The 26,785-nt window shown below is 65.7% G+C and carries 29 protein-coding genes; 17 read left to right on the plus strand and 12 right to left on the minus strand.

The annotated features are described in order from the left end of the window. Positions 1-19: 19 nt before the first annotated feature. Both DWA33_RS14685 and DWA33_RS14690 read right to left on the minus strand, forming a co-directional pair. A complete protein-coding gene (locus DWA33_RS14685) occupies positions 20-694 on the minus strand; it encodes a helix-turn-helix domain-containing protein (RefSeq protein ID WP_114358817.1) in 675 nt (224 codons plus the stop codon). 553 nt (positions 695-1,247) lie between these two features. Next, positions 1,248-1,571, minus strand: coding sequence for a DUF1476 domain-containing protein (locus tag DWA33_RS14690; protein ID WP_114358818.1), 324 nt, complete (start codon positions 1,569-1,571; stop codon positions 1,248-1,250). Between the two features lie 298 nt (positions 1,572-1,869). Between DWA33_RS14690 and purC the strand changes: the two genes are divergently transcribed. The 4 genes from purC (at position 1,870) to purQ (ending at position 4,086) form a co-directional block, all read left to right on the plus strand. Further along, a complete protein-coding gene (purC, locus tag DWA33_RS14695) occupies positions 1,870-2,637 on the plus strand; it encodes a phosphoribosylaminoimidazolesuccinocarboxamide synthase (RefSeq protein ID WP_181902418.1) in 768 nt (255 codons plus the stop codon). A gap of 182 nt (positions 2,638-2,819) precedes the next feature. Further along, a complete protein-coding gene (purS, locus tag DWA33_RS14700) occupies positions 2,820-3,065 on the plus strand; it encodes a phosphoribosylformylglycinamidine synthase subunit PurS (RefSeq protein WP_011159358.1) in 246 nt (81 codons plus the stop codon). A 23-nt stretch (positions 3,066-3,088) separates the two neighbouring features. Beyond that, positions 3,089-3,328 carry a hypothetical protein gene (locus DWA33_RS14705; RefSeq protein ID WP_114358819.1) on the plus strand — a complete coding sequence of 80 codons (240 nt, stop codon included), beginning with the start codon at positions 3,089-3,091 and terminating at the stop codon, positions 3,326-3,328. 56 nt (positions 3,329-3,384) lie between these two features. Continuing rightward, positions 3,385-4,086: a phosphoribosylformylglycinamidine synthase subunit PurQ gene (gene purQ / locus DWA33_RS14710; protein ID WP_114358820.1), complete on the plus strand. Its 702-nt coding sequence runs from the start codon at positions 3,385-3,387 to the stop codon at positions 4,084-4,086. 244 nt (positions 4,087-4,330) lie between these two features. Here the strand turns inward: purQ and purB are convergent, their stop codons facing one another. The 3 genes from purB to rpe all read right to left on the minus strand — a co-directional run bounded on the left by purB (position 4,331) and on the right by rpe (position 7,574). Further along, positions 4,331-5,638 (minus strand): adenylosuccinate lyase, encoded by a 1,308-nt coding sequence (gene purB / locus DWA33_RS14715; RefSeq protein WP_114358821.1) that lies wholly within the window; start codon positions 5,636-5,638, stop codon positions 4,331-4,333. A 489-nt stretch (positions 5,639-6,127) separates the two neighbouring features. Beyond that, positions 6,128-6,766: an MltR family transcriptional regulator gene (locus DWA33_RS14720; RefSeq protein ID WP_114358822.1), complete on the minus strand. Its 639-nt coding sequence runs from the start codon at positions 6,764-6,766 to the stop codon at positions 6,128-6,130. Between the two features lie 109 nt (positions 6,767-6,875). After that, positions 6,876-7,574, minus strand: a complete 699-nt coding sequence (gene rpe / locus DWA33_RS14725) for a ribulose-phosphate 3-epimerase (protein ID WP_114358823.1) — start codon at positions 7,572-7,574, stop codon at positions 6,876-6,878. Between the two features lie 267 nt (positions 7,575-7,841). On the opposite strand from rpe, the gene DWA33_RS14730 reads away from it, so the two are divergent. Then, positions 7,842-8,606: an EF-hand domain-containing protein gene (locus DWA33_RS14730; RefSeq protein ID WP_114358824.1), complete on the plus strand. Its 765-nt coding sequence runs from the start codon at positions 7,842-7,844 to the stop codon at positions 8,604-8,606. Here the strand turns inward: DWA33_RS14730 and DWA33_RS14735 are convergent. Continuing rightward, positions 8,596-9,594, minus strand: a complete 999-nt coding sequence (locus tag DWA33_RS14735; RefSeq protein ID WP_114358825.1) for a P1 family peptidase — start codon at positions 9,592-9,594, stop codon at positions 8,596-8,598. The genes DWA33_RS14730 and DWA33_RS14735 overlap by 11 nt on opposite strands. A gap of 146 nt (positions 9,595-9,740) precedes the next feature. Between DWA33_RS14735 and DWA33_RS14740 the strand changes: the two genes are divergently transcribed. Together DWA33_RS14740 and DWA33_RS14745 are read left to right on the plus strand one after the other, a co-directional pair. Continuing rightward, positions 9,741-10,475 (plus strand): cytochrome c biogenesis CcdA family protein, encoded by a 735-nt coding sequence (locus DWA33_RS14740; protein WP_114358826.1) that lies wholly within the window; start codon positions 9,741-9,743, stop codon positions 10,473-10,475. 278 nt (positions 10,476-10,753) lie between these two features. Beyond that, complete coding sequence (locus DWA33_RS14745) at positions 10,754-11,041, plus strand: GIY-YIG nuclease family protein (RefSeq protein WP_114358827.1); 288 nt, start codon at positions 10,754-10,756, stop codon at positions 11,039-11,041. 213 nt (positions 11,042-11,254) lie between these two features. Here the strand turns inward: DWA33_RS14745 and DWA33_RS14750 are convergent, their stop codons facing one another. The 5 genes from DWA33_RS14750 to DWA33_RS14770 all read right to left on the minus strand — a co-directional run bounded on the left by DWA33_RS14750 (position 11,255) and on the right by DWA33_RS14770 (position 16,517). Beyond that, complete coding sequence (locus tag DWA33_RS14750) at positions 11,255-12,361, minus strand: branched-chain amino acid ABC transporter substrate-binding protein (RefSeq protein WP_114358906.1); 1,107 nt, start codon at positions 12,359-12,361, stop codon at positions 11,255-11,257. 175 nt (positions 12,362-12,536) lie between these two features. Then, entirely contained in the window at positions 12,537-13,283 is a 747-nt protein-coding gene (locus DWA33_RS14755) for an ABC transporter ATP-binding protein (protein ID WP_114358828.1), read from the minus strand. 136 nt (positions 13,284-13,419) lie between these two features. After that, positions 13,420-14,259 (minus strand): ABC transporter ATP-binding protein, encoded by an 840-nt coding sequence (locus tag DWA33_RS14760; RefSeq protein ID WP_114358829.1) that lies wholly within the window; start codon positions 14,257-14,259, stop codon positions 13,420-13,422. After that, entirely contained in the window at positions 14,256-15,587 is a 1,332-nt protein-coding gene (gene livM, locus DWA33_RS14765) for a high-affinity branched-chain amino acid ABC transporter permease LivM (protein WP_114358830.1), read from the minus strand. The genes DWA33_RS14760 and livM overlap by 4 nt, the downstream gene beginning before the upstream one ends. Before the next feature lie 12 nt (positions 15,588-15,599). Further along, positions 15,600-16,517, minus strand: a complete 918-nt coding sequence (locus tag DWA33_RS14770) for an ABC transporter permease subunit (RefSeq protein WP_114358831.1) — start codon at positions 16,515-16,517, stop codon at positions 15,600-15,602. Between the two features lie 579 nt (positions 16,518-17,096). Here DWA33_RS14770 and DWA33_RS14775 point away from each other — a divergent pair. From DWA33_RS14775 to DWA33_RS14815, 9 genes are all read left to right on the plus strand, one after another. Next, complete coding sequence (locus DWA33_RS14775; RefSeq protein ID WP_114358832.1) at positions 17,097-17,624, plus strand: hypothetical protein; 528 nt, start codon at positions 17,097-17,099, stop codon at positions 17,622-17,624. Positions 17,625-17,816: 192 nt separating this feature from the next. Further along, a complete protein-coding gene (locus DWA33_RS14780; RefSeq protein ID WP_011159342.1) occupies positions 17,817-18,281 on the plus strand; it encodes an SRPBCC family protein in 465 nt (154 codons plus the stop codon). 174 nt (positions 18,282-18,455) lie between these two features. Then, complete coding sequence (locus tag DWA33_RS14785; RefSeq protein WP_114358833.1) at positions 18,456-18,941, plus strand: (2Fe-2S)-binding protein; 486 nt, start codon at positions 18,456-18,458, stop codon at positions 18,939-18,941. A 75-nt stretch (positions 18,942-19,016) separates the two neighbouring features. Continuing rightward, positions 19,017-19,823 carry an FAD binding domain-containing protein gene (locus DWA33_RS14790; protein ID WP_114358834.1) on the plus strand — a complete coding sequence of 269 codons (807 nt, stop codon included), beginning with the start codon at positions 19,017-19,019 and terminating at the stop codon, positions 19,821-19,823. Positions 19,824-19,842: 19 nt separating this feature from the next. Continuing rightward, complete coding sequence (locus DWA33_RS14795; RefSeq protein ID WP_114358835.1) at positions 19,843-20,751, plus strand: AAA family ATPase; 909 nt, start codon at positions 19,843-19,845, stop codon at positions 20,749-20,751. A 322-nt stretch (positions 20,752-21,073) separates the two neighbouring features. Continuing rightward, on the plus strand, positions 21,074-22,291 hold the full coding sequence (locus tag DWA33_RS14800; RefSeq protein ID WP_114358836.1) for a vWA domain-containing protein: 1,218 nt from the start codon (positions 21,074-21,076) through the stop codon (positions 22,289-22,291). Between the two features lie 35 nt (positions 22,292-22,326). Then, positions 22,327-22,653, plus strand: a complete 327-nt coding sequence (locus tag DWA33_RS14805) for an XdhC family protein (protein WP_013501315.1) — start codon at positions 22,327-22,329, stop codon at positions 22,651-22,653. A gap of 87 nt (positions 22,654-22,740) precedes the next feature. Continuing rightward, on the plus strand, positions 22,741-23,442 hold the full coding sequence (locus DWA33_RS14810; RefSeq protein WP_114358837.1) for an XdhC family protein: 702 nt from the start codon (positions 22,741-22,743) through the stop codon (positions 23,440-23,442). Continuing rightward, a complete protein-coding gene (locus tag DWA33_RS14815) occupies positions 23,439-25,040 on the plus strand; it encodes an NTP transferase domain-containing protein (protein ID WP_114358838.1) in 1,602 nt (533 codons plus the stop codon). The genes DWA33_RS14810 and DWA33_RS14815 overlap by 4 nt, the downstream gene beginning before the upstream one ends. Positions 25,041-25,051: 11 nt before the next feature. Here DWA33_RS14815 and DWA33_RS14820 read toward each other — a convergent pair whose 3' ends face one another. Then, positions 25,052-25,882, minus strand: coding sequence for a LysR family transcriptional regulator (locus tag DWA33_RS14820; RefSeq protein WP_114358839.1), 831 nt, complete (start codon positions 25,880-25,882; stop codon positions 25,052-25,054). Positions 25,883-25,980: 98 nt separating this feature from the next. Here DWA33_RS14820 and DWA33_RS14825 point away from each other — a divergent pair, with 98 nt between their 5' ends. Then, on the plus strand, positions 25,981-26,733 hold the full coding sequence (locus tag DWA33_RS14825) for an enoyl-CoA hydratase-related protein (protein ID WP_114358840.1): 753 nt from the start codon (positions 25,981-25,983) through the stop codon (positions 26,731-26,733). The last annotated feature ends 52 nt before the right edge of the window (positions 26,734-26,785 follow it).

Raw genomic sequence — 26,785 nt, forward strand, 5'->3', positions numbered from 1 at the left:
CCGCCGCTGATTGCCCCGCCTACTTCCTCCTCCTCGGCCCCCGCCGCACCACCTCGCGCTTCGGCGGGGTGTAGGCGTCGTCCAGCAGCGCCATGGCTTCGGCGGGGATGCAGGTGGTGAAGACGCCGTTGTGACGCATGTCGGTCAAGGCTTTGCGGATCGCGGGCTCGCGGTCGAGCCAGTCCTCTTCTGTGCGGGGCGCCGGGCCGGGTTTGCCGGGGCGGCCGCGACCTTTCTGGGTGAGCCGCGCCATTTTCAGCACCTCCATGGCCTCGATCAGCCGGTTGAGATCGACCGACGGCGCCCGCCACAGCTCGTCGGCGTAGCGCTCGGCGAGCTGCTGCAGTTTGCCGCTGAGCATCCGCAGCTTCAGCCGGCGGCCGGCGCGCTCGGTCGGCACGGTGTCGCTGGCGCGCGGCGCCAATGGGTGACGCGTCCAGTTGAACTCGCGCGTCCAGCGCCCGACGGTGCCGGCGCTGACGCCGGTCTTCGCCTCGATCTCCTTGTAGGTGAACGAGGTCTGTTCGATCAGACGGCGCACATGGGCGACCTTGGCATTGGTGTGCAGCCGCTTGCAGCCTTTCGGGCGGCCGCCCGGGACCGGCGGCGGCCCGTCGTCCAGCGTCGCCAGAACCGGCCGGTCGATGGAGGAGGCGATCACACGAATGGGGGAGCGAAAAACCGGGAAGGGCATGTTGGGCTCCAGTCAAAGCGTGGCATGAAACTATTATAAGAATATATACCTAGAAATTGGGCCGCCGGCAAGCCGTGGACATCGCGACCCAGCGCAGCCGGACGAGCGGCGCCAGATCCGGATGTGGTCTTTGGGTGGGGCTGCATCCGCCGCGCTCGTGCGGGCTACCGGCGGGCGACTGCAGGGCCGCTGTCGCGCCGCCGCGCTCGCGCGCCGCGTCCAGATGGTTTCGATCCGGGATGTTAACTCTTCCGCGCCGTTTCATCGGCCCTGGGTAAGGGGTGGGTTCCAGCCTTGGTGGGAGCCGGAATTCGGACGCACAAGCTGCAGGGCCAGCCGGGCCGGCAGCGCCGATTCGCAGCGATTCGTCGCCGCTTTGTTCCGTCTGCGTGCCGAACGTTAATCCGAGCTGGGCCGGCTGTCGCAGAGCGGGACACCATCGGCCGTGCTTGGCCCGGCGCCCGGCGCCGAAAACACGAATGCCCGGGACAGGCCCGGGCATTTGAAATTCGATCAAGCAATCAGGTGGCCGCGGTGGCGGCTAGGGGGAACCTCAGGTTCCGGCCTTCACCTCTTGCACCGCTTGGGCATAGAACTCGGCCATCTTGGCGCGCAGTTCGGTCTCCGGCAGGTTGATGCCCTTGTCGGTGAGGTCCTTGGTGACCTTGCGCACCACGTCGTCGTCGCCGGCCTCTTCCAGGTCGGCGATCACCACCTCTTTGGCGTAGGCGGCGGCGGCGTCGCCGGACAGGCCGAGCTTGTCGGCGACCCAGAGGCCGAGCAGCTTGTCGCGGCGCGCCTCGGCCTTGAACTTCTGCTCCTCGTCGAGCGCGAACTTCCTCTCGAAGCCTTCCTCGCGCTTGTCGAACGTGGTCATGTCTGATGTTCCGATCTTGATCCGGCAGAGCGGCCGGTTTGCGGTGGGCGGGTTCGATGCCTAGATATCCAGAGCCGCCCGTTAAGACAACTGCCACAATGGCGCACAGCGAGGGGTAAAACTCCCGGGCCACCCGGCCGGATCGATTGTATCGGGGGGGCCAATCAGCTAGGTTGCAGCGAGGCTGGGTTCTCGTTCTGTTTCCTATTCCTGGCCTGTTCGGCAGCTCCGCCGTGGGCCGCTTTCGTCAGACGGAGCCCACCACCCGATGGATTTCAACAAAACACGGTACATCCCCATGAGCCGGCGACGTCGCATTTACGAAGGCAAGGCCAAGGTGCTGTATGAAGGTCCGGAACCCGGAACGCTGATTCAGCACTTCAAGGACGACGCCACCGCGTTCAATGCCAAGAAGCATCAGGTGATCGAGGGCAAGGGCGTCCTCAACAACCGGATCTCCGAGTACCTGTTTCAGCACCTCAACGACATCGGGGTGCCGACCCATTTCATCCGCCGGCTGAACATGCGCGAGCAGCTGATCCGCGAGGTCGAGATCGTGCCGCTCGAGGTGGTGGTGCGCAACGTCGCCGCCGGCAGCCTGTCGCAGCGGCTCGGGATCGAAGAGGGCACCCAGCTGCCGCGTTCGATCATCGAGTTCTACTACAAGAACGACCAGCTCAACGACCCGATGGTCTCGGAAGAGCACATCACCGCGTTCGGCTGGGCGACGCCGCAGGAGATCGACGACATCATGGCGCTGGCGATCCGCGTCAATGATTTCCTCACCGGCCTGTTCCTCGGCATCGGCATCCGCCTGGTCGACTTCAAGATGGAGTGCGGCCGGCTGTTCGAGGCCGAGATGATGCGTATCATCGTGGCCGACGAGATCTCGCCGGATTCGTGCCGGCTGTGGGACATCAAGTCGAACGAGAAGCTCGACAAGGACCGCTTCCGCCGCGACCTCGGCGGCCTGCTGGAGGCCTACACCGAAGTCGCCAAGCGGCTCGGCATCCTGATGGAAAACGAGCGCCCGATCGGCTCCGGCCCGGTGCTGGTGAAGGGCTGACGTCGTTCGGGCGCGCTGAGCACGCCATCGACGTCATTCCGGGGCGCCGCGCAGCGGCGAACCCGGAATTCAGAAGTGATAGAGCGATCGAGATTCCGGGCTCGCTCGCTGTGCGAGCGCCCCGGAATGACGGATGGGGCGAGGCTTGCGCCCGGCATGACGAGGGGATCATCGAGGCGACCATGAAGGCACGGGTAACTGTTACCTTGAAGAACGGCATCCTGGATCCGCAGGGCAAGGCGATCGAGGGCGCGCTGAAGTCGCTCGGCGTCGCCGGCATCGCCAGCGTGCGCCAGGGCAAGGTGTTCGACATCGAGCTCGACGGCGCCGCCGACAAGGCCAAGGCCGAAGCCGCCCTCAAGGATGCCGCCGACAAGCTGCTGGCCAACACCGTGATCGAGAATTATCGCGTCGAGGTGCTGGGCTAAGTCGAAGTTCAGAGGATCAGGTCATGGCTGACGTGAGCAATGAGTTGATTTTCGAGGTGCTGAAGCAGGTTCAGCAGCGATTGGACAAAGTCGACCACAAGGTCGATGACCTGAAGTCCGAAATGAACGCGATGCGTGGCTATTTGATTTCCATGCAACAGGACGTCCAGAACGTGTACGCAATTCTCGGCCGCTACGATGACCGGCTCGAACACATTGAGCGCCGTCTCGAACTGAATGACGCACCGACGATGTCGACCTGACAAATAGCAGTGGACGAGATCGTCCCAGGCCCGCTCTACGCGAAATCGGAAATTGCATGAAATCCGCCGTCCTCGTCTTCCCCGGCATCAATCGCGAGCGCGACATGGCGCGCGCGCTGAAGCTCGCCTCCGGCAACGATGCCGCGATGGTGTGGCACGCCGAAACCGAGCTGCCGAAGGGCACCGACCTCGTCGTCGTCCCCGGCGGCTTCTCCTATGGCGATTACTTGCGCTGCGGCGCGATCGCGGCGCGGGCGCCGGTGATGGACGCGGTGCGCAAGTTCGCCGCCGATGGCGGCTTGGTGCTCGGCGTCTGCAACGGCTTCCAGATCCTGTGCGAATCCGGCCTGCTGCCGGGCGTGCTGATGCGCAACGCGCGGCTGAAATTCATCTGCCGTGACGTGCATCTGCGCGTCGAACGCAACGACACTCCGTTCACCCGCGGCTACACCGCCGGCCAGGTGATCAAGGTGCCGGTGGCGCACGGCGAGGGCAATTACGAAGCCGACGAAGACACCGTGAAGCGGCTCGAGGGCGACGGCCGGGTGCTGTATCGCTACTGCTCGCCGGAAGGCGAGATCGGCGAGAGCTCAAACATCAACGGCGCCGCCGCCTCGATCGCCGGCATCGTCTCCGAGCGCGGCAACGTGCTCGGCATGATGCCGCATCCGGAAAACCACGTCGAAGCCATCATGGGCTGCACCGACGGCCGCGGCCTGTTCGCCGGCCTCGCCCAGCACTTTGCCAAGGCGGCCTGAGCGGCAGCTCTTTGGTGATCTTCGTCATGGCCGGGCCTTGTCCCGGCCATCCACGCCTTTCTTGCACATCGGTCTGAAGACGTGGATACCCGGCACAAGGCCGGGCATGATTTGTGGTGAGTCTGAACCCAAGCTCCGCGCTCGAGCCGGCGGCCGGTTTCGTACGGATCGGGCTTGCCGCAGCCATGAAAAAGCCCCCGCGAACCGGGGGCTTTTTTGCGCTACGCCGTTTCGGTGGCGATTATCAGCTCTCGCCGAACACCCGCTTGAAGATGGTGTCGACGTGCTTGTGGTGATAGCCGAGGTCGAACTGCTCTTCGATTTCGGCGTCGGTCATGTACTTCTTCATGTCCGGGTCGTTCTTCAGCAGCGACAGGAAGTCGCCTTCGCCGCGCCACACCGGCATCGCGTTGCGCTGGACCAGCTTGTAGCTCTCCTCGCGCGAGCAGCCCTTCTGGGTCAGCGCGGTGAGCAGCCGCTGCGAATGCACCAGGCCGCCGAGGCGGTCGAGGTTTTTGGTCATGTTCTCCGGATACACCACCAGCTTCTCGATCACGCCGGCGAGGCGGTTGAGCGCGAAGTCCAGCGTCACGGTGGCGTCGGGCGCCAGCATCCGCTCGGCCGAGGAGTGCGAGATATCGCGCTCGTGCCACAGCACCACGTTCTCCATCGCCGGCATCACATAGGCGCGGACCATGCGGGCGAGGCCGGTGAGGTTCTCGGTCAGCACCGGGTTGCGCTTGTGCGGCATCGACGAGGAGCCCTTCTGGCCTTCCGAGAAATACTCCTCGGCCTCGAGCACTTCGGTGCGCTGCAGATGGCGGATCTCGGTGGCGAGCCGCTCCATCGACGAGGCGATCACGCCGAGCACCGCGAAGAACATCGCGTGGCGGTCGCGCGGGATCACCTGGGTCGACACCGGTTCGACCGCGAGGCCCATCGCTTTGGCGACGTGCTCTTCGACCCGCGGATCGATATGCGCGAAGGTGCCGACCGAGCCGGAGATCGCGCAAGTCGCGACCTCCTTGCGGGCGGCGATCAGGCGTTCTTTGGCGCGCGAGAATTCGGCATAGGCGTAGGCCATCTTCAGGCCGAACGTCACCGGCTCGGCGTGGATACCGTGCGAGCGGCCGATCGACGGCGTCATCCGATGCTCGAAGGCGCGGGCCTTCAGCGCCGCCAGCACGCGGTCGAGGTCGGCCAGCAGGATGTCGGCGGCGCGGGTGAGCTGGACGTTGAAGCAGGTGTCGAGCACGTCCGACGAGGTCATGCCCTGGTGCACGAACCGCGACATCGGCCCGACGAATTCGGCCAGATGGGTCAGGAAGGCGATGACGTCGTGCTTGACCTCGCGCTCGATCTCGTCGATCCGCGCCACGTCGAACGCGGCGTCCTTGCCGCCCTTCCAGATCGCTTCGGCGGCCTCCTTCGGGATCACGCCAAGCGCAGCCTGCGCGTCGGAGGCATGGGCCTCGATCTCGAACCAGATCTTGAAGCGGGTCAGCGGCTCCCAAATGGCAGCCATTTCCGGACGGGTATAACGCGGGATCATCGCAAACTCGTGGGTTTTGGGGATTACGCCGCGCTTTAGCAGATCGGCGGGGCAGGGGCTAGGGACGGGGAGGGAGTGGGACGGGCGGGGGGCGCCGAGCCGCGGGGCTTGCGGCCCGGCTGCGCGAAACTCGAATCCCGCGATTGGGCGGTCCCCGCTTCTCACCGCGTCATTCCGGGCTCGCGCGGAGCCTTTCATCGGGCCGGCCGGAGGCCGGACCCGTTGGCGCGCCCGGAATGACGAACGAGAGGGTGTAGCAGCTGCAAGGGAGGACGGATTATGTGGCGCAGTGGCTGCCAAACTCACTCCCGTCGTGCGCGGGCTCGACCCGCGCATCCATCGCGCGCAAGCGTGCTATATTGCGGAGAATGATGGATTGCTGGGGGCAAGCCCGGCAATGACGGCGTTGATATTGCCGAGGGCAGCCAGATGAGCGCAGCAACGTCCGGAAAGTGGCGTCAGCTCTGCATATCCCTTCGTTTATGCCGGCTACTTGCTTGACTGCTCACCGAATGGAGCGACTCCACGAGATGCCAATGCCAATTGCCCAGTAGCAAACAGGGCTACCATGCATACAAGGCAGGCCAATCCGTATACTTCGCGCAAGTCGGCCTTTGCCTCGGAAGAGGGGGGATCGAATGTTTTGAGTCTTTTGCAGAGCTCGCTAATGTTGGTGTCCGTAAATCGAACGCTTTTAAAGCCGTGAGCAAACTTGTTCCGAATTTGCGCAATAATGATCAGTTGATCTCGAACTTCTGGTTTCACCAGGCCTAGAGCGAAAGCAACTTCGGTCTTTGCCGAAAAAGTCGATAGCGGTCCTTGTCCCTTGAACAGGCTTGCCTTTCGTTTCTCAGAAAGGTTCTCGATAAATTGGGTCTCAATAAGCCATCGTAGCCGATCTTCGAGCATCGAGGCAAACGTGATTGCTACACCTCGATCATTCTTCAGCTTAAGTTGCTCGGTAATCTCTTGGTCGAGAGACTTCCAATCGGCTTCACTGAGGTGGTCGCTAATGCTCGTGCCATCCCAGTTGAATTTTCTCGCCTCTGGACGACTCTTAATATGAAGGGCCGTCCAGTCCGTGTTGCGCATTGCTGTGAAGAAAGATGCGATCCAAGAGTAGGACATCTTGCGCGCAGCCTAATGAAATATGCTTGAATCCGTTACTCGGGTTACTGAACAAAGCTGACGTCTATCGGCTAATGAGGAGGGAAATGTCCGAAAGTGTACGCTCCTTTTAAACTACTTCCCCCCGCGCGCTCATCGCCGCATTCCTGATCCCCGCGATATTCGCCTTGTAAGCCTCCAGCGTGCCGCCCTTGAACACCGCGCTGCCGGCCACGAACGCATTCGCGCCCGCGGCGGCGAGTTCGCCGGCGACCTTGTCGGAGACGCCGCCGTCGACTTCGATGTCGATCGGGCGGTCGCCGACCATGGCGCGGATCTGGCGGATCTTCTGAACTGCGCTCGGGATGAACGCCTGGCCGCCGAAGCCGGGGTTCACCGACATCACCAGCACCAGATCGATGTCGTCGAGCACGTATTCGATCGCGCTCGGATGCGTGCCCGGATTGAGCGAGACGCCGGCCTTCTTGCCGAGGCCGCGGATCGCCTGCAGCGAGCGGTGCAGATGCGGGCCGGCTTCGGCGTGCACGGTGATGTGGTCGCAGCCCGCCTTGGCGAAGGCTTCGAGATACGGATCGCACGGCGCGATCATCAGATGGGCGTCGAAGATCTTCTTGGTGTGCGGCCGCATCGCCTTGATCACGTCCGGGCCGTAGGAAATGTTCGGCACGAAATGGCCGTCCATCACGTCGAGATGGATCCAGTCGCAGCCGGCGGTATCGACCGCGCGGACCTCTTCGCCGAGCTTGGAAAAATCCGACGCGAGGATCGAGGGCGCGATGGCGAGCGGACGGTGCGCGAAGGAGGACATCGGGGCTTCCGGGTGCGTGTGATTGGATCGGCTTCGCTACCACGCCGCGCCGGTTCCTCGCAAATCGAGAGCGCAACATCGGCCGAACGCGCCCGGCAGGTTGTGCCGGAGAGGGCAGAAAATGCCGGCCCGGTGGCGGTGCCGAAAACCGAAAACCCAGCATTTTCGGGCATTTCGAGGCTGGCACGGCGATTGCTGCAGCAAAGCTCGGAATGATCCGTGCGAAGTTGCCGGCCGCGGCCAGCGGTGTAATGCGGAGTTTCTGTGATGCTGCCTGCCCTTGGTGCGCTCGGCGCGCTGTCCGGACTGCTCAACACGCTCAGCGCGGCGACGTCGAAATCCTCGACGAAGGGCACCGGCTTCACCAATCCGTTCGAGAGCTCGAGCAGTAGCGCGAGCACGTCGTCGTTCCCGGGCCTGCCCTCCAGCGGCAGCGGCGCGTTTCCGTCCAGCGGGTTGTCGACGCAGACGATGCAGGCGCTGCTCGATGCCCAAAGCCGGCAATCGACCAGCTCCAGTGCGACCGCATCCAAGAGCCGCGAGGCCGCGCTGCAGGATCTGTTCAAGCAGATCGACGGCGACGGCAACGGCGCCATCACCAAGGGTGAGTTCGAAGAAGCGCTCGGCGCCGGCGGTACCAACCTCGAGAACGCCGACAAGGTGTTCTCCAAGCTCGACAGTGACGGCGACGGTTCGGTCACCGCCGAGGAACTGGCTTCGGCGTTGATGCCGCGCAAGCAACACGATCGTAGCAGCGAGGAAGCCCGCAAGTCCGGCCGCGGCGGCGGTTCGAGCGATCCGTTGCTGCAAGCGTTGTCCGGCTCGTCCTCGACCAGTGCGGCCAATTCGGACGGCAGCGTGACCACTTCGATCAGCTATGCGGACGGCACCAAGGTGACGATGACCTCGGCGGCGACCGGCTCGTCGTCGAGCGGCGCGACCTCGTCCTACAATTTCGTCGAGCAGCTGATCCAGCGCCAGGCCTCGCTGATCCAGGCGGCTTCGGGCTCGTCGCTGTCGGTCAGCGCCTGAACCGATCGCGCCACGCCGGCTGCGCGTCCTTGAACGGCAGTGCAGTGGCCTCATAGACGCCGCGTGCGATCGCCCGCGCCACCGCGTTGGCCGCAATGGTGCCGAGTTCGGTGAGGCCGGCGAGCGGTTCGACCGGCTTGACCCCGGTCGCCGCGGCGAACACCACGTCGCCGTCGAGCGGCGCGTGCACCGGATAGATCGCGCGGGCGAACCCGGTCTGCGCCAGCATCGCCAGCCGCTTGACCTGGGTCTTGGTGAGCGCAGCATCGGTCACCACCGCGACCAGCGTGGTGTTCTCGATCGCGCTCGCTGCTGCCGCGCCTTTCAGCCGCACCTGCAGCATGTCGGGCGTGAAGCTGCTCGGCATCCCGAGCCCGCCGAATTCGTCGCCCGTTTCGAACGGCGCCGACCAGAACCACGGGCCGTCGCCGATCGTGGCGCTGCCGATCGCGTTGACCACCGCGATGGCGCCGACGGTGACCCCGGCCGGCGTCGTCGCCGAGGCCGAACCGAGACCGCCTTTGAGCGTCGCGGTGGTGGCGCCGAGGCCGGCGCCGACGCTGCCGAGCGCGAAGCTGTCGCCGGCGGCGTCCGCCGCGGCGTAGCCGAGGTCACGATACGGCGAGAACCGGCCCCAGGCCTTGTCGCCGCCGTTGATCATGTCGAACACCACCGCACCCGGCACGATCGGGATCGTGGCGTCGCCGATCGCGAAGCCGCGTCCGCGCTCGGCGAGCCAGGCCTGCGCGCCACCGCCGGCATCGAGCCCGAACGCCGAGCCGCCCGACAGCGTGAAGCCGTCGACCTGCTCGACGGTGTTGACCGGCTCCAGCAGAACGCCGTCGCGAATTCCGGGACCGCCGCCGCGGACGTCGATCGAGGCGACCGCCGGCTTGTCGAACAGGATGGCGGTGACGCCGGAGGCGAGCTTGTCGTCGTGGGCATGGCCGACGCGGACGCCGGCGACATCGGTGATCAGGTTGCGCAAAATGGACCCATGTGGCGGTGGCTGAAGGGGAAACACTGTCGGCATAAACAATTGGTCGAAGCAATCCCTCACGCCGCGATCACAAGGCGCGGAACCTTGATTCAGCGGCTTGCGCCTGTGCGAAGCGCGGGTGCATGTAGCCGGCCATGATCCACGACGTCTCGATCCCCGCCGCCCTGATCGCCGGTCTGGTCAGCTTTCTGTCGCCCTGCGTATTGCCGCTGGTGCCGCCGTACCTGATCTATCTGACCGGGGCGACCATCGAGCACGTCGCCGCCGACGAAACCGAGCGCACGTCGAAGCGTGCGGTGATGATCTCGGCGGCGATGTTCGTGCTCGGCTTCTCCACCGTGTTCGTCGCGCTCGGCGCCAGCGCCAGCCTGGTCGGCGGACTGATCCGCGCCTGGTCGGCGGAACTCGCAATCGTCGCCGGCATCGTCATCATCCTGATGGGCCTGCACTTTTTGGGCCTGACGCGGATCAACATCCTGATGCGGGAAGGGCGGCTGCCGATCCCGAAGCCGGTCGGGCTGTGGGGCGCCTACGTGATGGGGCTGGCGTTCGCGTTCGGCTGGACGCCGTGCATCGGTCCGATCCTGGCCGCGATCCTGTCTGTGGCTGCCGCCGAAGCGACGGTGGCCAAGGGAGCCGGCCTGCTGGCGGTGTATTCGCTCGGCCTCGGCGTCCCGTTCCTGCTCGCCGCGCTGATGGTCGAACAGTTCTCCGGTCTGTTCGCCCGCATGAAGAAACACCTCGCCACCGTCGAGCGCGCGATGGGCGTGCTGATGGTCCTCACCGGCATCGGCTTCCTCACCGGCGCGATCAGCGACGTCAGCATCTGGCTGCTGAACACCTTCCCGGCGTTGGGGAATATCGGGTAGGCGTCCTGGTCGCTGCCGGGCATCGGACCCAAACCACTCATCATCGCTGGGCTCGCACCGGAGTCCATCACCCTTGCAATTCCTTTGTGTAAGCGCGTTCGCGCTCGGATGGATGCGCGGGTCGAGCCCGCGCATGACGCTGTGCAAGTGATCGCGGTTTTGGCCGAGAACGGATGACAGCGGTAATCTTTTCTCGGCGTCATTGCCGGGCTTGACCCGGCAATCCATCCTCTTGGATGATAAAGTGGTTCAGCGAAGGCTCTCGTTGGAGAGTCGGCATGGCCTATTGGGTGTACATCCTTGCCAGTGCTCCGGGTGGCACGCTGTATGTCGGCGTGACCAACGATCTCGTCCGCCGCACCTTTGAGCATCGTGAAGGGCAAGTCGAAGGCTTTACCCGCAAATACGGGGTCAAGCGTCTCGTCTATTTCGAAGCGCACGACAGCATCATTGCCGCCATTCAGCGCGAGAAGAACATCAAACACTGGCCGCGCGAATGGAAGATCGACCTGATCGTCCGCGGCAATCCAGACTGGGATGATCTTTACGACGAAATCGTTCGTTGATGGATGCGCGGGGCAGGCCCGCGCATGACGTTTGCCTTGGGGGACGGGTCTACTTACCAACCACGTCAATGCCCGGCTCGACCCGGCAATCCATCATCTTCGCGAAAGGCGATGCGGCGTGGGCTTCTTTGTTTGCGGATGGATGCGCGGGTCAAGCCCGCGCATGACGCTGTCAGGGATGTGAGGACTTCGCCTCACACCCCCTCGATTAGCTTAAGGATTGATCTCCGCGTAGCTGCCCTTGGCGTCCCATTTGTAGACGACGTAGTCGATCGCCTTGATGTCGCCCTTGGCGTCGAACGCCATCTTGCCGAGCACGGTGTCCCACTCGCCGGCCTTGATGGTGTCGATCACCTTCTTCGGGTCGGTCGACTTCGCCTTTTCGACCGCCTGCGACCACACCTGGAACGCCGCGTAGGTGTACAGCGTGTAGCCTTCCGGATCGATGCCCTTACCCTTGAAGGTTTCGACGATCTGCTTGGCGGTCGGCTTGTTGCGGGGGTCGGGGCCGAAGGTGAACAGCGTGCCTTCCGCGAGCGGACCGGTGATCGAGGCGAATTCCTTGTCGTTCATCGCGTCGCCGGCCATCATCACCGTGCTGAGGCCCTGGTCGCGCATCTGGCGCAGGATCAGGCCGGCCTCGCGGTGATAGCCGCCGATGTACACCAGATCGATGCCGTCGCGCTTCAGCCGCGACACGATCGAATTGAAGTCGTTGTCGCCCTTGTTGTAGGACTCGAACATCTTCTCCTTGAAGCCGGCCTTGTTGAGCGCCTTCTTGGTCTCGTCGGCGAGCCCCTTGCCGTAGGTGGTCTTGTCGTTGAGGATCGCGACGTTCTTGCCCTTGAAATTCTTGGCGATGTACTCGGCGGCGACCAGGCCCTGCTGATCGTCGCGGCCGCAGACGCGCAGCACGTTCCACAGCTTGCGCTCGGTGAACAGCGGGTTGGTCGAGGCCGGGGTGATCTGCAGCACGTTGCCGTCGGCGTAGGCTTCCGACGCCGGGATCGACGACGACGAGCAAAAATGCCCGGCGACGAACGGGATGCCGTCGCCGGCGATCTTCTCGGCGACCGAGCGGGCCTGCTTGGGATCGCAGGCGTCGTCCTCGACGTCCAGCACCAGCTTCTTGCCGAGCAGGCCGCCCTTGGCGTTGAGGTCGACCACCGCCTGTTCGGCGCCATTCTTGAGCTGACGGCCGAACGCGGATTCGGCGCCGGTCATCGGACCCGCGACCGAAACCTTGAGATCCTGGGCCAGCGCGGCGGACGAGAGCGCCAGGGAGGCGCCGATTGCCAAACCGAGAAGCTTGAATGTCATCGATTGATCCTTGCGATGGATTTGCACACGAAACGCGGCGCCGCGGATCGTCCGAAGCGCGAAAACCGGCGGCATTGTTGGCCGATTTTCGAAACAAGTCATCGACAAAATACGGCGGTGCCGGCACCGATTGCCGCAGTCTGCCGCAGGGGCGGCGTGATCGGCGAGGATGACCTCACACCTTGCGGCCGCCTTCGAGGTAAGCGGCTCGCACCTCGGGGCGCGCCAGTAAGTCGGCACCGGAGCCACTCATGGTGATCAGCCCGTTGACCAGCACGTAGCCGCGATGCGCCAGCTTCAGCGCGTGATTGGCGTTCTGCTCGACGATCAGGACCGTCAGGCCGTCCTGTCTGTTGAGGGTGCGGATCGCCTCGAAGATCTGCCGGGTGATCAGCGGCGCGAGGCCGAGCGACGGCTCGTCGAGCAGCAGCAGCCGCGGCCGGCTCATCAGCGCGCGGCCGATCGCCAGCATCTGCTGTTCGCCGCCGGACAGCGTTCCGCCGCGTTGGCTGAAGCGTGCGCGCAGCCGCGGGAACAGCGTCAGTACCCGCTCCAGCGTGGCGGCGCGCTCGTCGTCGCTGCCGTGGCCGGCGTCGGCGCCCATCTGCAGATTTTCGGCGACGCTCATCCGCGGGAAGATGCGGCGGCCCTCCGGCGATTGCGCGATGCTCATCCGCGCGATCTGGTGGGTCGGGGTCGCGGTGATGTCGACGCCGTCGAACACGATGCGGCCGGCCTTGGCGCGTGGCTTGCCGAAGATCGACATCATCAGCGTCGACTTGCCGGCGCCGTTGGCGCCGATCAGCGCCACGATCTCGCCGGAGCCGATAGCGAGATCGACGCCCTTCAGCGCCTCGATCTTGCCGTAGGCGGCGCGGAGGTTTTCGATGCGGAGCAGGGGGGCGGACGAGGTGTTTGTCATCGCGCGGCCTCGCCACGCTTACCTTCGTCATGGCCGGGCTTGACCCGGCCATCCACGGCCACAGGCGAGGCCGTGCTGGCTTCCGTGGATGGCCGGGTCAAGCCCGGGCATGACGACGGACTATATAGCATCGACCTCACAGCCCGAGCTCCTGCTCGACGGCTTCGACTTCTTCGTCCTCGACGCCCAGATAGGCGGCGATCACGCGGGGGTCGTCGCGGATCTCGGCCGGCGTGCCGTCGGCGATCTTGACGCCGTAATCGAGCACGACGACGTGGTCGGAGATTTCCATCACCACGCTCATGTCGTGTTCGATCAGCAGGATCGAGGTGCCGCGGTCGTCGCGGATCGACAGCAACAGTTCGCCGAGGCTGGCGCTCTCGCGCGCGTTCAGTCCGGCGGCCGGCTCGTCGAGGCACAGCAGCACCGGCTCGGTGCACATCGCCCGCGCGATCTCCAGCCGGCGCTGATCGCCGTAGGGCAGGTTGCCGGCGGCATCGTCGGCCCGTGCCAGCAGCCCGATCTGGTCGAGCCAGAACCGGGCGCGGTCGATCGCCTGCTTCTCCGCCGCGCGCCAGGACGGCGCGCCGAACAGGCCGAGAAAGGTCAGGCCGGAGGCGCGCATCAGCGTGTTGTGCTGCGCCACCATCAGGTTCTCCAGCGCGGTCATGCCGGGAAACAGCCGAATGTTCTGGAAGGTGCGTGCGACCTTGGCGATCTTGGTGATGCGAAAGTCGCCGAGCCGGTCGAGCCGATAATTCGAGCCGTCGCCATGGGCGAGGCTGATCCGCCCGGCGGTCGGCTTGTAGAAGCCGGTGATGCAGTTGAACACCGTGGTCTTGCCGGCGCCGTTCGGGCCGATCAGCGCGGTGATCCGGCCCTGCTGCGCGGTGAAGCTCAGCTCGTTGACGGCGATGATGCCGCCGAATTGCATGGTCAGGCGGTCGACCTGGAGGATTTCGGGTGCGCCGCTCATCCGTGGCCTTCCTTGACGAGGTCGGACGAGATCGCCTGCTTGTGCTGCAGATACACGGTCGGCGCGCGGTGGCCGATCAGCCCGCGCGGCCGCCAGATCATCAGCAGCACCATCGCCATGCCGAACACCAGCATGCGGAACTGATCGAGGCCGCGGAACAGCTCGAAGCCGCCGATCAGCGCCACCGCGGCGAGCGCGACGCCGAGCTGCGAGCCCATGCCGCCGAGCACGACGATCGCCAGCACCAGCGCCGATTCCTGGAAGGTGAAGGATTCCGGCGAGATGAAACCCTGCCTCGTCGCGAAGAACGCGCCGGCGAAGCCGCCGAACATCGCGCCGGTGGCGAAGGCGGTGAGCTTGGTGGTGGTGGTGTTGATGCCGAGCGCGCGGCAGGCGACTTCGTCCTCGCGCAGCGCTTCCCAGGCGCGGCCGATCGGCAGCCGGCGCAGCCGGATCGTGGCCCAGTTGGTGATCAGCGCCAGGATCAGGATCAGGTAGAACAGGAACACCAGCCGATGGGTCGGCGAGAACGGGATGCCGAGCTGCGCCGCCAACCCGTTCGGTCCCGGCGTCAGCGGAATGCCGAACACGGTCGGACGCGGAATGCCGCTGATACCGTTCGGGCCGCCGGTGAGATCCTGCCAGTTGATGATGACGAGACGGATGATCTCGCCGAACGCGAGCGTGACGATGGCGAGATAGTCGCCGCGCAGCCGCAGCACCGGAAAGCCGAGCAGCACGCCCCAGAACGCCGCGAGGATGCCGGCGAGCGGCAGGCAGATCCAGAACGACAGTCCGAAATTGGTGGCGAGCAGCGCGTAGGAATAGGCGCCGACCGCGTAGAACGCGACGTAGCCGAGGTCGAGCAGGCCGGCGAGGCCGACCACGATGTTCAGTCCCCAGCCGAGCATCACATAGGTCAGCACCAGGATGCCGAGGTCGAGAATGTAGCGCTGATTGTAGAAGATCACCGGCACCAGCACGGTGAAGATCAGCAGCGCCGGGCCGACGATGCGGCCGGCGAGGCCGAGCGTCTTGCGCGCGCCCGCCGGCATCATCTTCGCGGTGTCGACCGGTCCCCACCACATCCGCAGCAGCTCGACCACGATCGAGCCGACGAATACGCCGCCGACCATTCCGGCGAGGTCGCCGAACCGCGTCCAATAGATCAGGCCGCCCTCGGGGCCGGCTTCGGTGCGGACTCCGATCATCAGCGAAAACAAAACCAGCGCCACCAGGGCGCTGATCAGGGCTTTCTTGAAGATGAACGCCGCACCGATCTCGGCGGTGGCGGCGGAGGTCACGGCGGCGTGCGCGGGTTTTGCCACGTCGTCGCCCGCTCAGACTTTTTCGACTTCCGGCCGGCCGAGCAGGCCGGTCGGCATGAAGATCAGCACGATGATCAGGATCGAGAACGCCGCGACGTCCTTGTACTCGACCGAGAAATACGCCGACCAGAAGGTCTCGATCAGGCCGATCAGCAGGCCGCCGAGCATCGCGCCGGGCAGCGAGCCGATGCCGCCGAGCACGGCCGCAGTGAACGCCTTGATGCCGGCGATGAATCCCATGAAGAAGTCGACCAGCCCGTAATACAGCAGGTACATCATGCCCGCGACCGAGGCGAGCGCGGCGCCGATCACGAAGGTCATCGAGATGGTGCGGTCGACGTCGACGCCGAGCAGCGCCGCCATGGTTTGGTCCTGCTCGCAGGCCCGCATGTCGCGACCGAGCCTTGTCTTCGCCACCAGCCAGGTGAAGATGCCGAGCAGAATGACCGTCGTGACCACCACCAGGATCTGGACGTTGGAGAGCTGGACGTTGAAGCCGTCGGCGCTCTCGTGCAGAGTGTAGCCGCCGGTGATGATCGGCGGCACCGGCTTGACGCGGGCGCCCTGCGACACCTGGGCGTAGTTCATCAGCACGAACGACATGCCGATCGCCGACAGCATCGGGGCGAGGCGGAACGAATGCCGCAAGGGGCGATAGGCGATGCGTTCGACCGTCCAGCCGTACAGCGCGGTGATCGCCATCGACACCAACAGCACCACCAGCAGGATCAGCGGCACGAAGGTGAGGCCGAACGACACCAGGATCAGGAAGCTGATGAGGGCGATGAAGCCGCCGATCATGAAGATGTCGCCATGGGCGAAATTGATCATGCCGACGATGCCGTAGACCATCGTGTAGCCGATCGCGATCAGGCCGTAGATCGAGCCGAGCACGAGGCCGTTGATGAGCTGCTGGGCGAAATAGTCCATGCGCTGCCGTCGTCAGAGGACTCGAAAGATCGGAACTCGAAAGACCGTCGATTGCAACGCGAACGGCACCGCTGGGAAGATCGCGCCCGCACTGCACAAACGACGCGGCGAGGGCCCCGGCAGCCGGAACGTCGCTTCGCTTGGTAATTTTCTAACAGTGGGTCGCGATCGCGGCAACAGCGCCTGCTTACAACCTTCTGCCCTGTGGACGGCGGCGGTGCTGATATCGGTTCCATCCGGGACACTTCCGCTGCGCCGAAGGCCCTGAGCGATCGTCGCGAACGTGGTCCGGCGGCGGCTGCGCAGGGACGGCGGCGAGCCGGTGCGACTGCGCGAAGCGCTGTCCCTCGTCGTCGTCCCTTCCCATGTCTGTAAGGTCATCGGCTCCACCACCTTCACGCGCACGCCAACGCAAATTTCGTGCCGAATGATGCCGAAGTCGCGGACCGCTGCGTCATCCACAGCAGGAAACGGTCGTTAAGGTTAACAAAGCGTTTCCGTTGCCGGTTGTCGTTAACCTGGGGTTAGCTTTGGCAGGCACGCCATTGGATTCGGCGCGCTGGGTGATGGGGCACGGCGATGAAGACGGATTGGCGGATCAGCTCGGCGAACGGAGTTCTGCTCGCGGCCTATATCGCGCCGACCTGGCTGATCGTGGCGTATCGGCTGTTCGTCTCGCCGATCCATGCGCTTTACGACCGGCCCAACATCTCCGTGGCGATCTTTATCAGCGATCATCTGCATCTCAGCGCAATGGCGACGGTTCGGATGGCCTGGCTGCTGGCGCTGGCCAAGGTGACGGTCGCCGGCTTCCTGCTGGTGTTTTCCGCCCTGCTGACGCGGCCGTCGATTCGTCTGTCGGGCGGCTGCAACGAGGCGCTGGCGTTCGCGCTGACGCTGGGCAGCGTGATCTCGTTCGCCAGCATGGTGATGGCCTCGCAGGTCGCCGAGCCGGAAGCGATGCGGCTGCACGCCACCGAACTTCTGCTGTTTCTCGGCACCGCGATCCTGATGCTGGTCGAGCCTCAGGCTCGATCTGCGGCTGCACCGAGTCGCAGCGCGGCGGCGTTTCAACCGAACTATCCGGCCGCGGCGCAGCGCTCCTGATCTTGATTTTGCCGTCGTGATTGCTTGACGCTGGCGCTCGGGCCGGGCGTGACCTATCTCACCAGGCGCATAACTGTTATCGATGCCGGCCACTTGGGGCGGTGTCGCGATACTTTTTCTTTGCCGTCCGGCATGCTTAAGTAGTCGCAATGCCGCTGTCCGAGGCGGCCGCCGATCCGGGAGGAAATATCCATGGCCATGACGATGAACGGCGAAGTCCAACTGGACGCGCCGAAAGATTTGGTGTGGAGCAAGCTCAACGATCCGGAAGTGCTGAAGGTCTGCATTCCCGGATGCGAGGAATTGGAAAAGACCGAGGACGACAGTGGTTTTCGCGCCGTCGCCAAGTTGAAGGTCGGCCCGGTGTCGGCCCGCTTCAAGGGCAAGGTGACGCTGTCCGATCTCGATCCCCCGAACGGCTACAAGATCACCGGTGAAGGCGAGGGCGGTGTCGCCGGCTTCGCCAAGGGCGGCGCCACCGTCGGCCTGTCCGACAAGGACGGCGGCACGCTCTTGTCCTACGATGTCGAAGCGCATATCGGCGGCAAGCTGGCGCAGCTCGGGCAGCGGCTGATCAACGGCTCGGCCAAGAAGCTGGCCGACGAGTTCTTCGCCAACTTCTCCAAGGCGGTGCAGAACGGCAACGGCGCGGCCTGACCGCGCCGCGGGGCCCGATCACGCGGATGTCATTACACGGCCGAGCGTCCGGCGCGGCCGAAGCCGATCGCGGTTGCCGATCCTGGGCTTGCCCCGTAAGATCGGTTCAAGAAACACAACTAAAAGACGAATGATCGCCGTGCAACGCGGCGGTGCGCATTGAAGAGAGGGCCGATGGCCAAGATTTCCCTGATCGTCAATGGCAACCCCGTGACCGCGAACGTCGATCCGCGCACGCTGCTGGTGCAGTTTCTGCGCGAGAACCTGCGGCTGACCGGCACCCATGTCGGCTGCGACACCTCGCAGTGCGGTGCCTGCGTCGTGCATCTCGACGGCAAGGCGGTGAAGTCCTGCACCACGCTGGCGGTGATGGCCGACGGCCACGAAGTGACCACGATCGAAGGCCTCGCCGCCGACGGCGCGCCGCTGCATCCGATGCAAGAAGCCTTTCGCGAGCATCACGGCCTGCAATGCGGCTTCTGCACCCCGGGCATGATCATGACCGCGGTCGATATGGTGCATCGCAAGGGCCACGAGCTCTCCGACGAGACGATTCGCGAAGAGCTCGAAGGCAATCTCTGCCGCTGCACCGGCTATCAGAACATCGTGGTGTCGATCGCGGCCGGCGCCAAGGCGATGGCGAACTCCGACCGCACCTGACCGGCACTGCGCCGGCCCGCTTCAACGAGGCCGCGCGGCACGCCCAACGAGACGCAGGAAGCTCAGGGAAGCGCAATGTACGAATTCAAATATCACCGCCCCGGGACCGTTCGCCAAGCCGCCAATCTGCTGCTGAAGAACGAGGACGCCAAGCTGATCGCGGGCGGTCACACGCTGTTGCCGGTGATGAAGCAGCGCCTCGCGGCGCCGCCGCATCTGGTCGACCTGTCGCACATCGAAGGCCTCGACGGCATCGAGATGAAGGGCCGCTCGCTGGTGATCGGCGCCACCGCCACCCATGCCGAGGTGGCGAATTCGGCGATCGTCGGCGAGGCGATCCCGGCGCTGGCCGAGCTGGCGTCGCTGATCGGCGATCCGGCGGTGCGCCACAAGGGCACGATCGGCGGCTCGCTCGCCAACAACGATCCGACCGCGGACTATCCGGCCGCCGTGCTGGCGCTCGGCGCCACCGTGGTCACCAACAAGCGCAAGCTGAAAGCCGAAGAGTTCTTCCAGGGCATGTACGCGACCGCGCTGGAGCCGGACGAGATCATCACCAAGGTGCAGTTTCCGCTGCCGAAAAAGGCCGCCTACATCAAGTTCCGCAACCAGGCATCGCGCTACGCGCTGGTCGGCGTGTTCGTCGCCCGCCGTCCGTCGGATGTCCGGGTCGCGGTCACCGGCGCCGGCGCCGATGGCGTGTTCCGCGTCACGCAGTTCGAAGAGGCGCTGAAGGCGCGGTTCAACTCTAAGGCGCTCGACGGCCTCCACGTCTCGGCCGATGGGCTGAACAGCGATCTGCACGGCAGCGCCGAATATCGCGCGCATCTGATCGGCGTGCTCACCAAGCGCGCGGTCGACGCCGCCAACGGCAAGGCGTGAGCCTGCGATCGGACCGACGATGACCGCGCCCGCGCCTCCCGCCTCCGTCGACGCCACGCTCGAACTGCTGACGAGCCGCGGCTATCTCGCCGAGCGGTCGCTGGCGACGGTGGTGTTTCTGGCGCTGCGGATGGGCCGGCCGCTGTTTCTCGAAGGCGAGGCCGGCGTCGGCAAGACCGAAATCGCCAAGGTGCTGTCGGCCGCTCTAGGCCGCCGTCTGATCCGGCTGCAGTGCTACGAGGGTCTCGACATCGCCTCCGCGGTGTACGAGTGGAACTCGTCGGCGCAGATGATCGCGATCCGGCTCGCCGAAGCGGCCGGCGACACCGACCGCGACCAGCTCTCCAGCGACATCTTCTCCGAGCGCTTCCTGATCAAGCGGCCGCTGCTGCAGGCGCTGGAGCCGGACACGGCGGGGGCGCCGGTGCTGCTGATCGACGAACTCGACCGCGCCGACGAGGCGTTCGAGGCTTACTTGCTCGAAGTGCTCAGCGACTTCCAGGTCACGATTCCGGAGTTCGGCACCATCAAGGCGCCGGCGCCGCCGATTGTGATCGTCACCTCCAACCGCACCCGCGAAATCCACGATGCGCTGAAGCGGCGCTGTCTGTATCACTGGGTCGACTATCCGAACGCCGAGCGCGAGCTGGCGATCGTGAAGTCGCGCGTGCCGGGGATCTCGGCCAAGCTGTCGCAGCAGGTGGTCAACTTCGTCCAGGCGCTGCGCGAGCAGGATTTCTACAAATCCCCTGGCGTCGCCGAGACGCTCGACTGGGCCACCGCGTTGACTGAACTCGACGCTCGCGCGCTCACGGCGGAAGTCGTCGGCGACACCCTCGGTGCGCTGCTCAAGTATCAGGACGACATCGCCCGGATGCAGGGCGACACCGTGCAGAAACTGGTCAAGGACGCGATCAGCGAGAGGTAGTCAGTCTCTTTGCATTCGTTGTGAAGCTCGACCTTGGCCGCATCGGCAGCGCGCCCCCTCTCCCCGCTCTTGCGGGGAGAGGGTTGGGGTGAGGGGCTGCCACGGGCACCGTGCTCGCGTCGCCCTCACCGCAGCCCTCTCCCGCAAGCGGGAGAGGGAGCAGGCCTCGCGAGCGGCGAGGTTGTGACGCTGATCCAAGGTTCGTCATTCCGGGGCGCGAGCGGAAGCTCGCGAACCCGGAATCTGAAACGGGCACGTCGATCGAGATTCCGGGTTCGCGCTGCGCGCGCCCCGGAATGACAGACGGATAGGTTGTTGTCAGATGCAGCGTAACCCGACCGCGATGATCGATCATCTCAATCCGCCGACCGGCAAGATGGCGGACAATGTCGTCGGCTTTGCGCGGGCGCTGCGGGCGGCGGGGGTGCCGGTCGGGCCGGGCGCGGTGATCGACGCGCTGGATGCGCTGCAGCTGATCGAGATCGGCCATCGCGACGATCTCTACGCCACGCTGGAGGCGATTTTCGTCAAGCGCCGCGAGCATCTGTTGATCTTCGACCAGGCGTTCGCGCTGTTCTTCCGCGCCGCCGAAGATTGGCAGCACATGCTGGATTCGATCCCGCTGCCGGACGCCGCCAAGAAGAAGCCGCCGCCGGCCTCGCGCCGGGTGCAGGAGGCGATGGCGCCCGCCGCGACGCGCGACATGCCCTCGGCCGAGGAGCAGGAATTGCGTCTCGCCGTCTCCGACAAGGAGATCCTGCAGAAGAAGGATTTTGCGCAGATGAGCGCGGCGGAGATTGCGGAGGTGACCCGCGCGATCGAGCGGATGCGGCTGCCGCAGGCCGAACTGCGAACCCGGAGAGTGAGGCCGGATCGTCGCGGCCTGAAGCTCGACCTGCGCCGCACCTTGCGCGCGTCGTTGCGGACCGGCGGCGAGGTCGTCGACATCAGGAAGCTCGGGCTGATCGACAAGCCGGCGCCGATCGTGGCGCTGCTCGATATCTCCGGCTCGATGAGCGAGTACACAAGGCTGTTCCTGCACTTCCTCCACGCCATCACCGACGATCGCAAGCGGGTCTCGACCTTCCTGTTCGGCACGCGGCTGACAAACGTCACTCGCGCGCTGCGCCAGCGCGATCCAGACGAGGCGTTGGCGAGCTGCACCTCCTCGGTCGAGGACTGGGCCGGCGGCACGCGGATCGCGACCTCGCTGCACAGCTTCAACAAACTTTGGGCGCGGCGGGTGCTCGGCCAGGGCGCGATCGTGCTCTTGATTTCCGACGGGCTGGAGCGCGAAAGCGACGCCAAGCTGGCGTTCGAGATGGACCGGCTGCATCGCTCCTGCCGGCGGCTGATCTGGCTCAATCCGCTGCTGCGCTACGACGGTTTCGAGCCGCGCGCCCAGGGCATCAAAATGATGATACCTCACGTTGACGAATTCCGTCCGGTGCATAATCTGACCTCGATGCACACGCTGATCGCGGCGCTGTCGTCGGCACCGCCGCCGCACCATTTCAGTACGATCCGATCCGTCGCCTGACCGGCGGCAGCAGCCACGCAAGAGGAGACGCCTCCATGCAGCTTGATCGCGACGAAGACATCCTGCGGGCCGCCGAAGCCTGGCGCAAAGCCGGCCGCGGCGTGGCGCTCGCCACCGTTGTCGAAACCTGGGGATCGGCGCCGCGTCCCGCCGGCTCCAGCCTGGTGATCAACGACGAGGGCACTTTTCTCGGCTCGGTGTCCGGCGGCTGCGTCGAAGGCGCGGTCGTCACCGAAGCGCTCGACGTGATCGACAGCGGCACGCCGAAGCTGCTGGAATTCGGCGTCGCCGACGAGACCGCCTGGAAGGTCGGGCTGAGCTGCGGCGGCACCATCCGGGTGTTCGTCGAGAAGGTCGATTAGTTCGCCATGAAATTGGGAGTTTCACTTCCAGGGCCGTTGTCTTCGGCTCGGTTCTGATGTGCGATTTAGGCAAGTGGGGCGTAGCCTGTGAAGTTCGAGATCCTGCAGCAACTCAACGCCGAGCGCGCCGCGCGGCGGCCGGCGATCGTGGTCACCGACACTGCCACCGGCGCACAGCGGCTGGTCAAGGCCGCCGAGATCGCCGCCGATCCGCTTGCCGCCGAACTCGACAAGCAGCTCCGCATGGGCAAGAGCGCGAGCATCGAGGCGGGTGGCAAGAAACTGTTCCTCAACGTCCATGCGCCGACCGCCAAGCTGGTGATCGTCGGCGCTGTGCATATCAGCCAGGCGCTGGCGCCGCTGGCGCGCTCGCTCGGCTACGACGTCACCGTGGTGGATCCGCGCACCGCGTTCGCCAGCCCGGAGCGCTTTCCCGACGTGCCGCTGATCGCCGAATGGCCGGACGTCGCACTGCCGCCGCTAAACATCGATCACTACACCGCGTTCGTGGCGCTGACGCACGATCCGAAGATCGACGATCCGGCGCTGCTGCACGCCTTCGCACGCGACTGTTTCTACATCGGCGCGCTCGGCTCGAAGAAGACCCACGCCAAGCGGCTGGAGCGGCTGAAGCAGCAGGGCGCCTCCGACGCCGACGTCGGCCGGATTCATGCGCCGATCGGTCTCGCGATCGGCGCGGTGTCGCCATCGGAGATCGCGGTGTCGATCATGGCGGAAATCACCGCGACGCTGCGGCTGCCGGCGTCGTCCAAGGCGGCTGCGGCATGAAGTTCGGCCCGCGGCGTCCGGCGGATGCGATCGGCGGCGTCACCGTGCATTCGCTGCGGCAGAACGATCTGCTGCTGAAGAAGGGCACCACGATCGGTCCGGCCGAAGTCGCGGCGCTGCAGCAGGCAGGCATCGCCGAAATCGTGGTGGTGCAGCTCGAACCCGGCGACGTCTCGGAGGATGTCGCGGCGGCGAATGTGGCCGGCGCGGTTGCCGGCGACGGCGTCAATGTCGAGCGCGCCTTCACCGGCCGTGCCAATCTGTTCGCGGCGCGGACCGGGGTGCTGGTGATCGATCGCGCCGCAGTCGATCGCATCAATGCGGTCGACGAAGCGATTACGTTGGCGACGCTGCCGGCGTTCAAGCCGGTGGTCGAGGGCGAGATGGTCGCCACCGTCAAGTTGATCCCGTTCGGCGTCGAGGGCCGGCTGCGCGACGCCGCGGTGGCGGCCGCACAAGGCAGCGCACTACGCGTGGCGCCTTACGTGATCCAGCGCGTCGGTGTGGTGTCGACGCTGCTTCCGGGCCTCGCCCCGAAGGTGATCGAGAAGACGCTCCGTGTCACGGCCGAACGGCTGGCGCCGGCCGGCGCCGAGATCATCGCCGATCGGCGCGTCGCGCACGAGGAGGCCGCGCTGTCGGCCGCGATCAAGGAACTACTTGGGCTCGGCGCCGAGATGGTGATCGTGTTCGGCGCCTCGGCGATCGCCGACCGCCGCGACGTCATCCCGGCGGCGATCGGTGCGGTCGGCGGCAGCATCGCGCATTTCGGCATGCCGGTGGATCCGGGCAATCTGCTGCTGGTCGGCTCGGTCTCCGGCGTGCCGGTGCTGGGCGCGCCGGGCTGCGCGCGGTCGCCGGTCGAGAACGGCTTCGACTGGGTGCTGATGCGGCTGCTTGCCGGACTGAGCGTCACCCGTGCCGACATCACCGCAATGGGGGTCGGCGGTCTGTTGATGGAAATCGTGACCCGGCCGCAGCCGCGCGTGCCGGTCGCCGAGAGCGGCCGCAACGTCGCGGCGATCGTGCTGGCCGCGGGGCGCGGCACGCGGATGGGCGGGCCGAACAAGCTGCTGGCCGACCTCAACGGCAAGCCGCTGGTGCGGATCGTCGCCGAGCAGGCGCTGGCCTCGCAGGCGCGGCGTACCATCGTCGTCACCGGCCATCAGGCGGGCGAGGTCGAAGCGGCGCTGCACGGGCTCGATCTCACCTTCGTGCACAATCCGGATTTCGCCCAAGGCATCGCGTCGTCGGTGAAGGCCGGCATCGCGGCGCTGGGCGAGGATGCCGACGGCGCGATCGTCTGTCTCGGCGACATGCCGTTGATCGACGCGGCCTTGATCGACCGGATGATCGCCGCGTTCGATCCGGATCGCGGCGCGCTGATCGTGGTGCCGGTCGCGGAAGGGCGCCGCGGCAATCCGGTGCTGTGGTCGCGGCGGTTCTTCGCCGAACTGATGACGCTCGGCGGCGATGTCGGCGCTCGCCACCTGATCGCCAAGCACGGCGAAGCGGTGGCCGAAGTGCCGGTTGAAGGCGAGGCGGCGTTTCTCGACATCGACACCCCGCAGGCGCTCGATCAGGCGCGGCGCGGCTGATCGACTGCGCGTCAGGCTCGGACCTGTAACCGCGCCGCCAGCTTCGCTGCGGCCTTGGCCCCGGTGGCCTGTTTCCAGATCAGCGAGACGTCGCGTTGCAGCGTCAGTCCGCCGACATCGAGTGCTCGCACGTTCGCGTCGCCCCAGCTTGCCGGGGCCAGCGTGCAGCCGAGCCCCGCGGCGACCAGCGCGGCGGCGGTGGATTCCTGCCGTGTCTTGGCGACGATGCGAAACCGCACGCCCGCAGTGCTGAGCAGCCGGCGGCCGGTGCCGACGCGTTCGCAACCCTGCCGCAGCACGAAAGGCTGACCGTTCAATTCGGCGAGCGCCACGGTCCGGCGGCCAGACCACGGATGATCGGGTCCGACGAACAGCTGGAACGGCTCGCTGAGGAGCAGCTTGCGGTGCAGATTGCGATGAGGTGCGATCGAGAGCGCCAGATCGAGCCCGCCGCTCGCCACCAGCTTCTCGAGCTCGTCGGCCGGCGCTTCGATCAGTTCGATCACACCGTCGTCGGCGGGCAGCAGCTTCGGCAGCCAATCAGCAGCGATGCTCGGCAGGACGCCGAGCTTCAGTCGCGCCGGTGCCGGGCTGGTCAGTTCGCGCTTGGCCTCCGCCAGCGTCTGCAAAGCCGTGCGCACCTTGGCTTCGAGCCGCTTGGCGCTCGGCAGCGCGCGGATGCCGCGGCCGTCGGGCGCGAACAGCGGTGCGCCGAATTCGCGCTCCAGTCCCTTCAGCGCCTGCGACAGCGTCGGCTGGGTGATGCCGAGCTCACCGGCGGCGCGCGACACCGAACCCGCCTGCATCACGGCGAGGAAATAGCGCAGGTGCTGCACATTCATTGGAAAATCCAATCAATCTTCATGACCGATCGATTTTACCAACTAACCCGGCGTTGGCTAGATTTGTCGGCGACACGACAGGAACCAGGAGAACCGGTGTGGGGGTGGAGATCGAACGCAACGACGCCGTCGGCGTCGTCACGCTGAATCGGCCGGAGGCGCGCAACGCTCTGTCGCGGCCAATGATCGCCGATCTGGCCGCGGCGCTGGAGACGCTGGAGCGCGACGCGGCGGTCGCGTCGATCGTGCTCACCGGGCGCGAGGTGTTCTGCGCTGGCGCCGACATCGCCGACATGCACGGCATCGATCTGGCGACGGCGCTCGCCGAGGATTTTTCCGGCTGCTGCGACCGTCTGGCGTCGTGCACCAAGCCGCTGATCGCGGCGGTCGAAGCCTACGCGATCGGCGGCGGCTGCGAGCTGATCGAGATGTGCGATCTGGTGATCGCCGGCGCCGGCGCCAGATTCGGCCATCCCGAGATCGCGCTCGGTACGTTGTCGGGCGGTGGCGGCACGCAAAGGCTGGCCCGCGCGGTCGGCCGCGCCCGCGCGATGGATCTGGTGCTCACCGGCCGGCTGATTTCCGCGGCCGAAGCGGAGCGGATCGGGCTGATCAGCCGGGTGGTCGAGGATGGCACGGCCCGCGCCGCCGCATGCGAGGCTGCGGCGCAAATCGCGGCGCATCCGATCCATGCGGTGCGATTCGCCAAACAGGCGGTCGATCGCGCCGTATCGGTCGGGCTCGCCGACGGGTTGGCGCTGGAGCGGCGGCTGTTTCACCTCAGCTTCGCCGTTGGCGAGCTCGAACCGCGGCTCGCGCAGTTTCTGGCCCGCCGCGGTTCGGCGCGGTGATCGTGCGCGATCGGCCGATGCACGGTTTGCGGATCGTTCACCAAGTTGAAAC

This window comes from Rhodopseudomonas pentothenatexigens (assembly GCF_900218015.1).
Lineage (GTDB): Bacteria > Pseudomonadota > Alphaproteobacteria > Rhizobiales > Xanthobacteraceae > Rhodopseudomonas > Rhodopseudomonas pentothenatexigens.

Coding starts and splice junctions, on each gene's coding strand:
- DWA33_RS14685 (WP_114358817.1), bottom strand. CDS start 694: ATGCCCTTCCCGGTTTTTCGCTCCCCCATTCGTGTGATCGCCTCCTCC.
- DWA33_RS14690 (WP_114358818.1), bottom strand. CDS start 1,571: ATGACCACGTTCGACAAGCGCGAGGAAGGCTTCGAGAGGAAGTTCGCG.
- purC (WP_181902418.1), top strand. CDS start 1,870: ATGAGCCGGCGACGTCGCATTTACGAAGGCAAGGCCAAGGTGCTGTAT.
- purS (WP_011159358.1), top strand. CDS start 2,820: ATGAAGGCACGGGTAACTGTTACCTTGAAGAACGGCATCCTGGATCCG.
- DWA33_RS14705 (WP_114358819.1), top strand. CDS start 3,089: ATGGCTGACGTGAGCAATGAGTTGATTTTCGAGGTGCTGAAGCAGGTT.
- purQ (WP_114358820.1), top strand. CDS start 3,385: ATGAAATCCGCCGTCCTCGTCTTCCCCGGCATCAATCGCGAGCGCGAC.
- purB (WP_114358821.1), bottom strand. CDS start 5,638: ATGATCCCGCGTTATACCCGTCCGGAAATGGCTGCCATTTGGGAGCCG.
- DWA33_RS14720 (WP_114358822.1), bottom strand. CDS start 6,766: ATGTCCTACTCTTGGATCGCATCTTTCTTCACAGCAATGCGCAACACG.
- rpe (WP_114358823.1), bottom strand. CDS start 7,574: ATGTCCTCCTTCGCGCACCGTCCGCTCGCCATCGCGCCCTCGATCCTC.
- DWA33_RS14730 (WP_114358824.1), top strand. CDS start 7,842: ATGCTGCCTGCCCTTGGTGCGCTCGGCGCGCTGTCCGGACTGCTCAAC.
- DWA33_RS14740 (WP_114358826.1), top strand. CDS start 9,741: ATGATCCACGACGTCTCGATCCCCGCCGCCCTGATCGCCGGTCTGGTC.
- DWA33_RS14745 (WP_114358827.1), top strand. CDS start 10,754: ATGGCCTATTGGGTGTACATCCTTGCCAGTGCTCCGGGTGGCACGCTG.
- DWA33_RS14750 (WP_114358906.1), bottom strand. CDS start 12,361: ATGACATTCAAGCTTCTCGGTTTGGCAATCGGCGCCTCCCTGGCGCTC.
- DWA33_RS14755 (WP_114358828.1), bottom strand. CDS start 13,283: ATGACAAACACCTCGTCCGCCCCCCTGCTCCGCATCGAAAACCTCCGC.
- DWA33_RS14760 (WP_114358829.1), bottom strand. CDS start 14,259: ATGAGCGGCGCACCCGAAATCCTCCAGGTCGACCGCCTGACCATGCAA.
- DWA33_RS14770 (WP_114358831.1), bottom strand. CDS start 16,517: ATGGACTATTTCGCCCAGCAGCTCATCAACGGCCTCGTGCTCGGCTCG.
- DWA33_RS14775 (WP_114358832.1), top strand. CDS start 17,097: ATGAAGACGGATTGGCGGATCAGCTCGGCGAACGGAGTTCTGCTCGCG.
- DWA33_RS14780 (WP_011159342.1), top strand. CDS start 17,817: ATGGCCATGACGATGAACGGCGAAGTCCAACTGGACGCGCCGAAAGAT.
- DWA33_RS14785 (WP_114358833.1), top strand. CDS start 18,456: ATGGCCAAGATTTCCCTGATCGTCAATGGCAACCCCGTGACCGCGAAC.
- DWA33_RS14790 (WP_114358834.1), top strand. CDS start 19,017: ATGTACGAATTCAAATATCACCGCCCCGGGACCGTTCGCCAAGCCGCC.
- DWA33_RS14795 (WP_114358835.1), top strand. CDS start 19,843: ATGACCGCGCCCGCGCCTCCCGCCTCCGTCGACGCCACGCTCGAACTG.
- DWA33_RS14800 (WP_114358836.1), top strand. CDS start 21,074: ATGCAGCGTAACCCGACCGCGATGATCGATCATCTCAATCCGCCGACC.
- DWA33_RS14805 (WP_013501315.1), top strand. CDS start 22,327: ATGCAGCTTGATCGCGACGAAGACATCCTGCGGGCCGCCGAAGCCTGG.
- DWA33_RS14815 (WP_114358838.1), top strand. CDS start 23,439: ATGAAGTTCGGCCCGCGGCGTCCGGCGGATGCGATCGGCGGCGTCACC.
- DWA33_RS14820 (WP_114358839.1), bottom strand. CDS start 25,882: ATGAATGTGCAGCACCTGCGCTATTTCCTCGCCGTGATGCAGGCGGGT.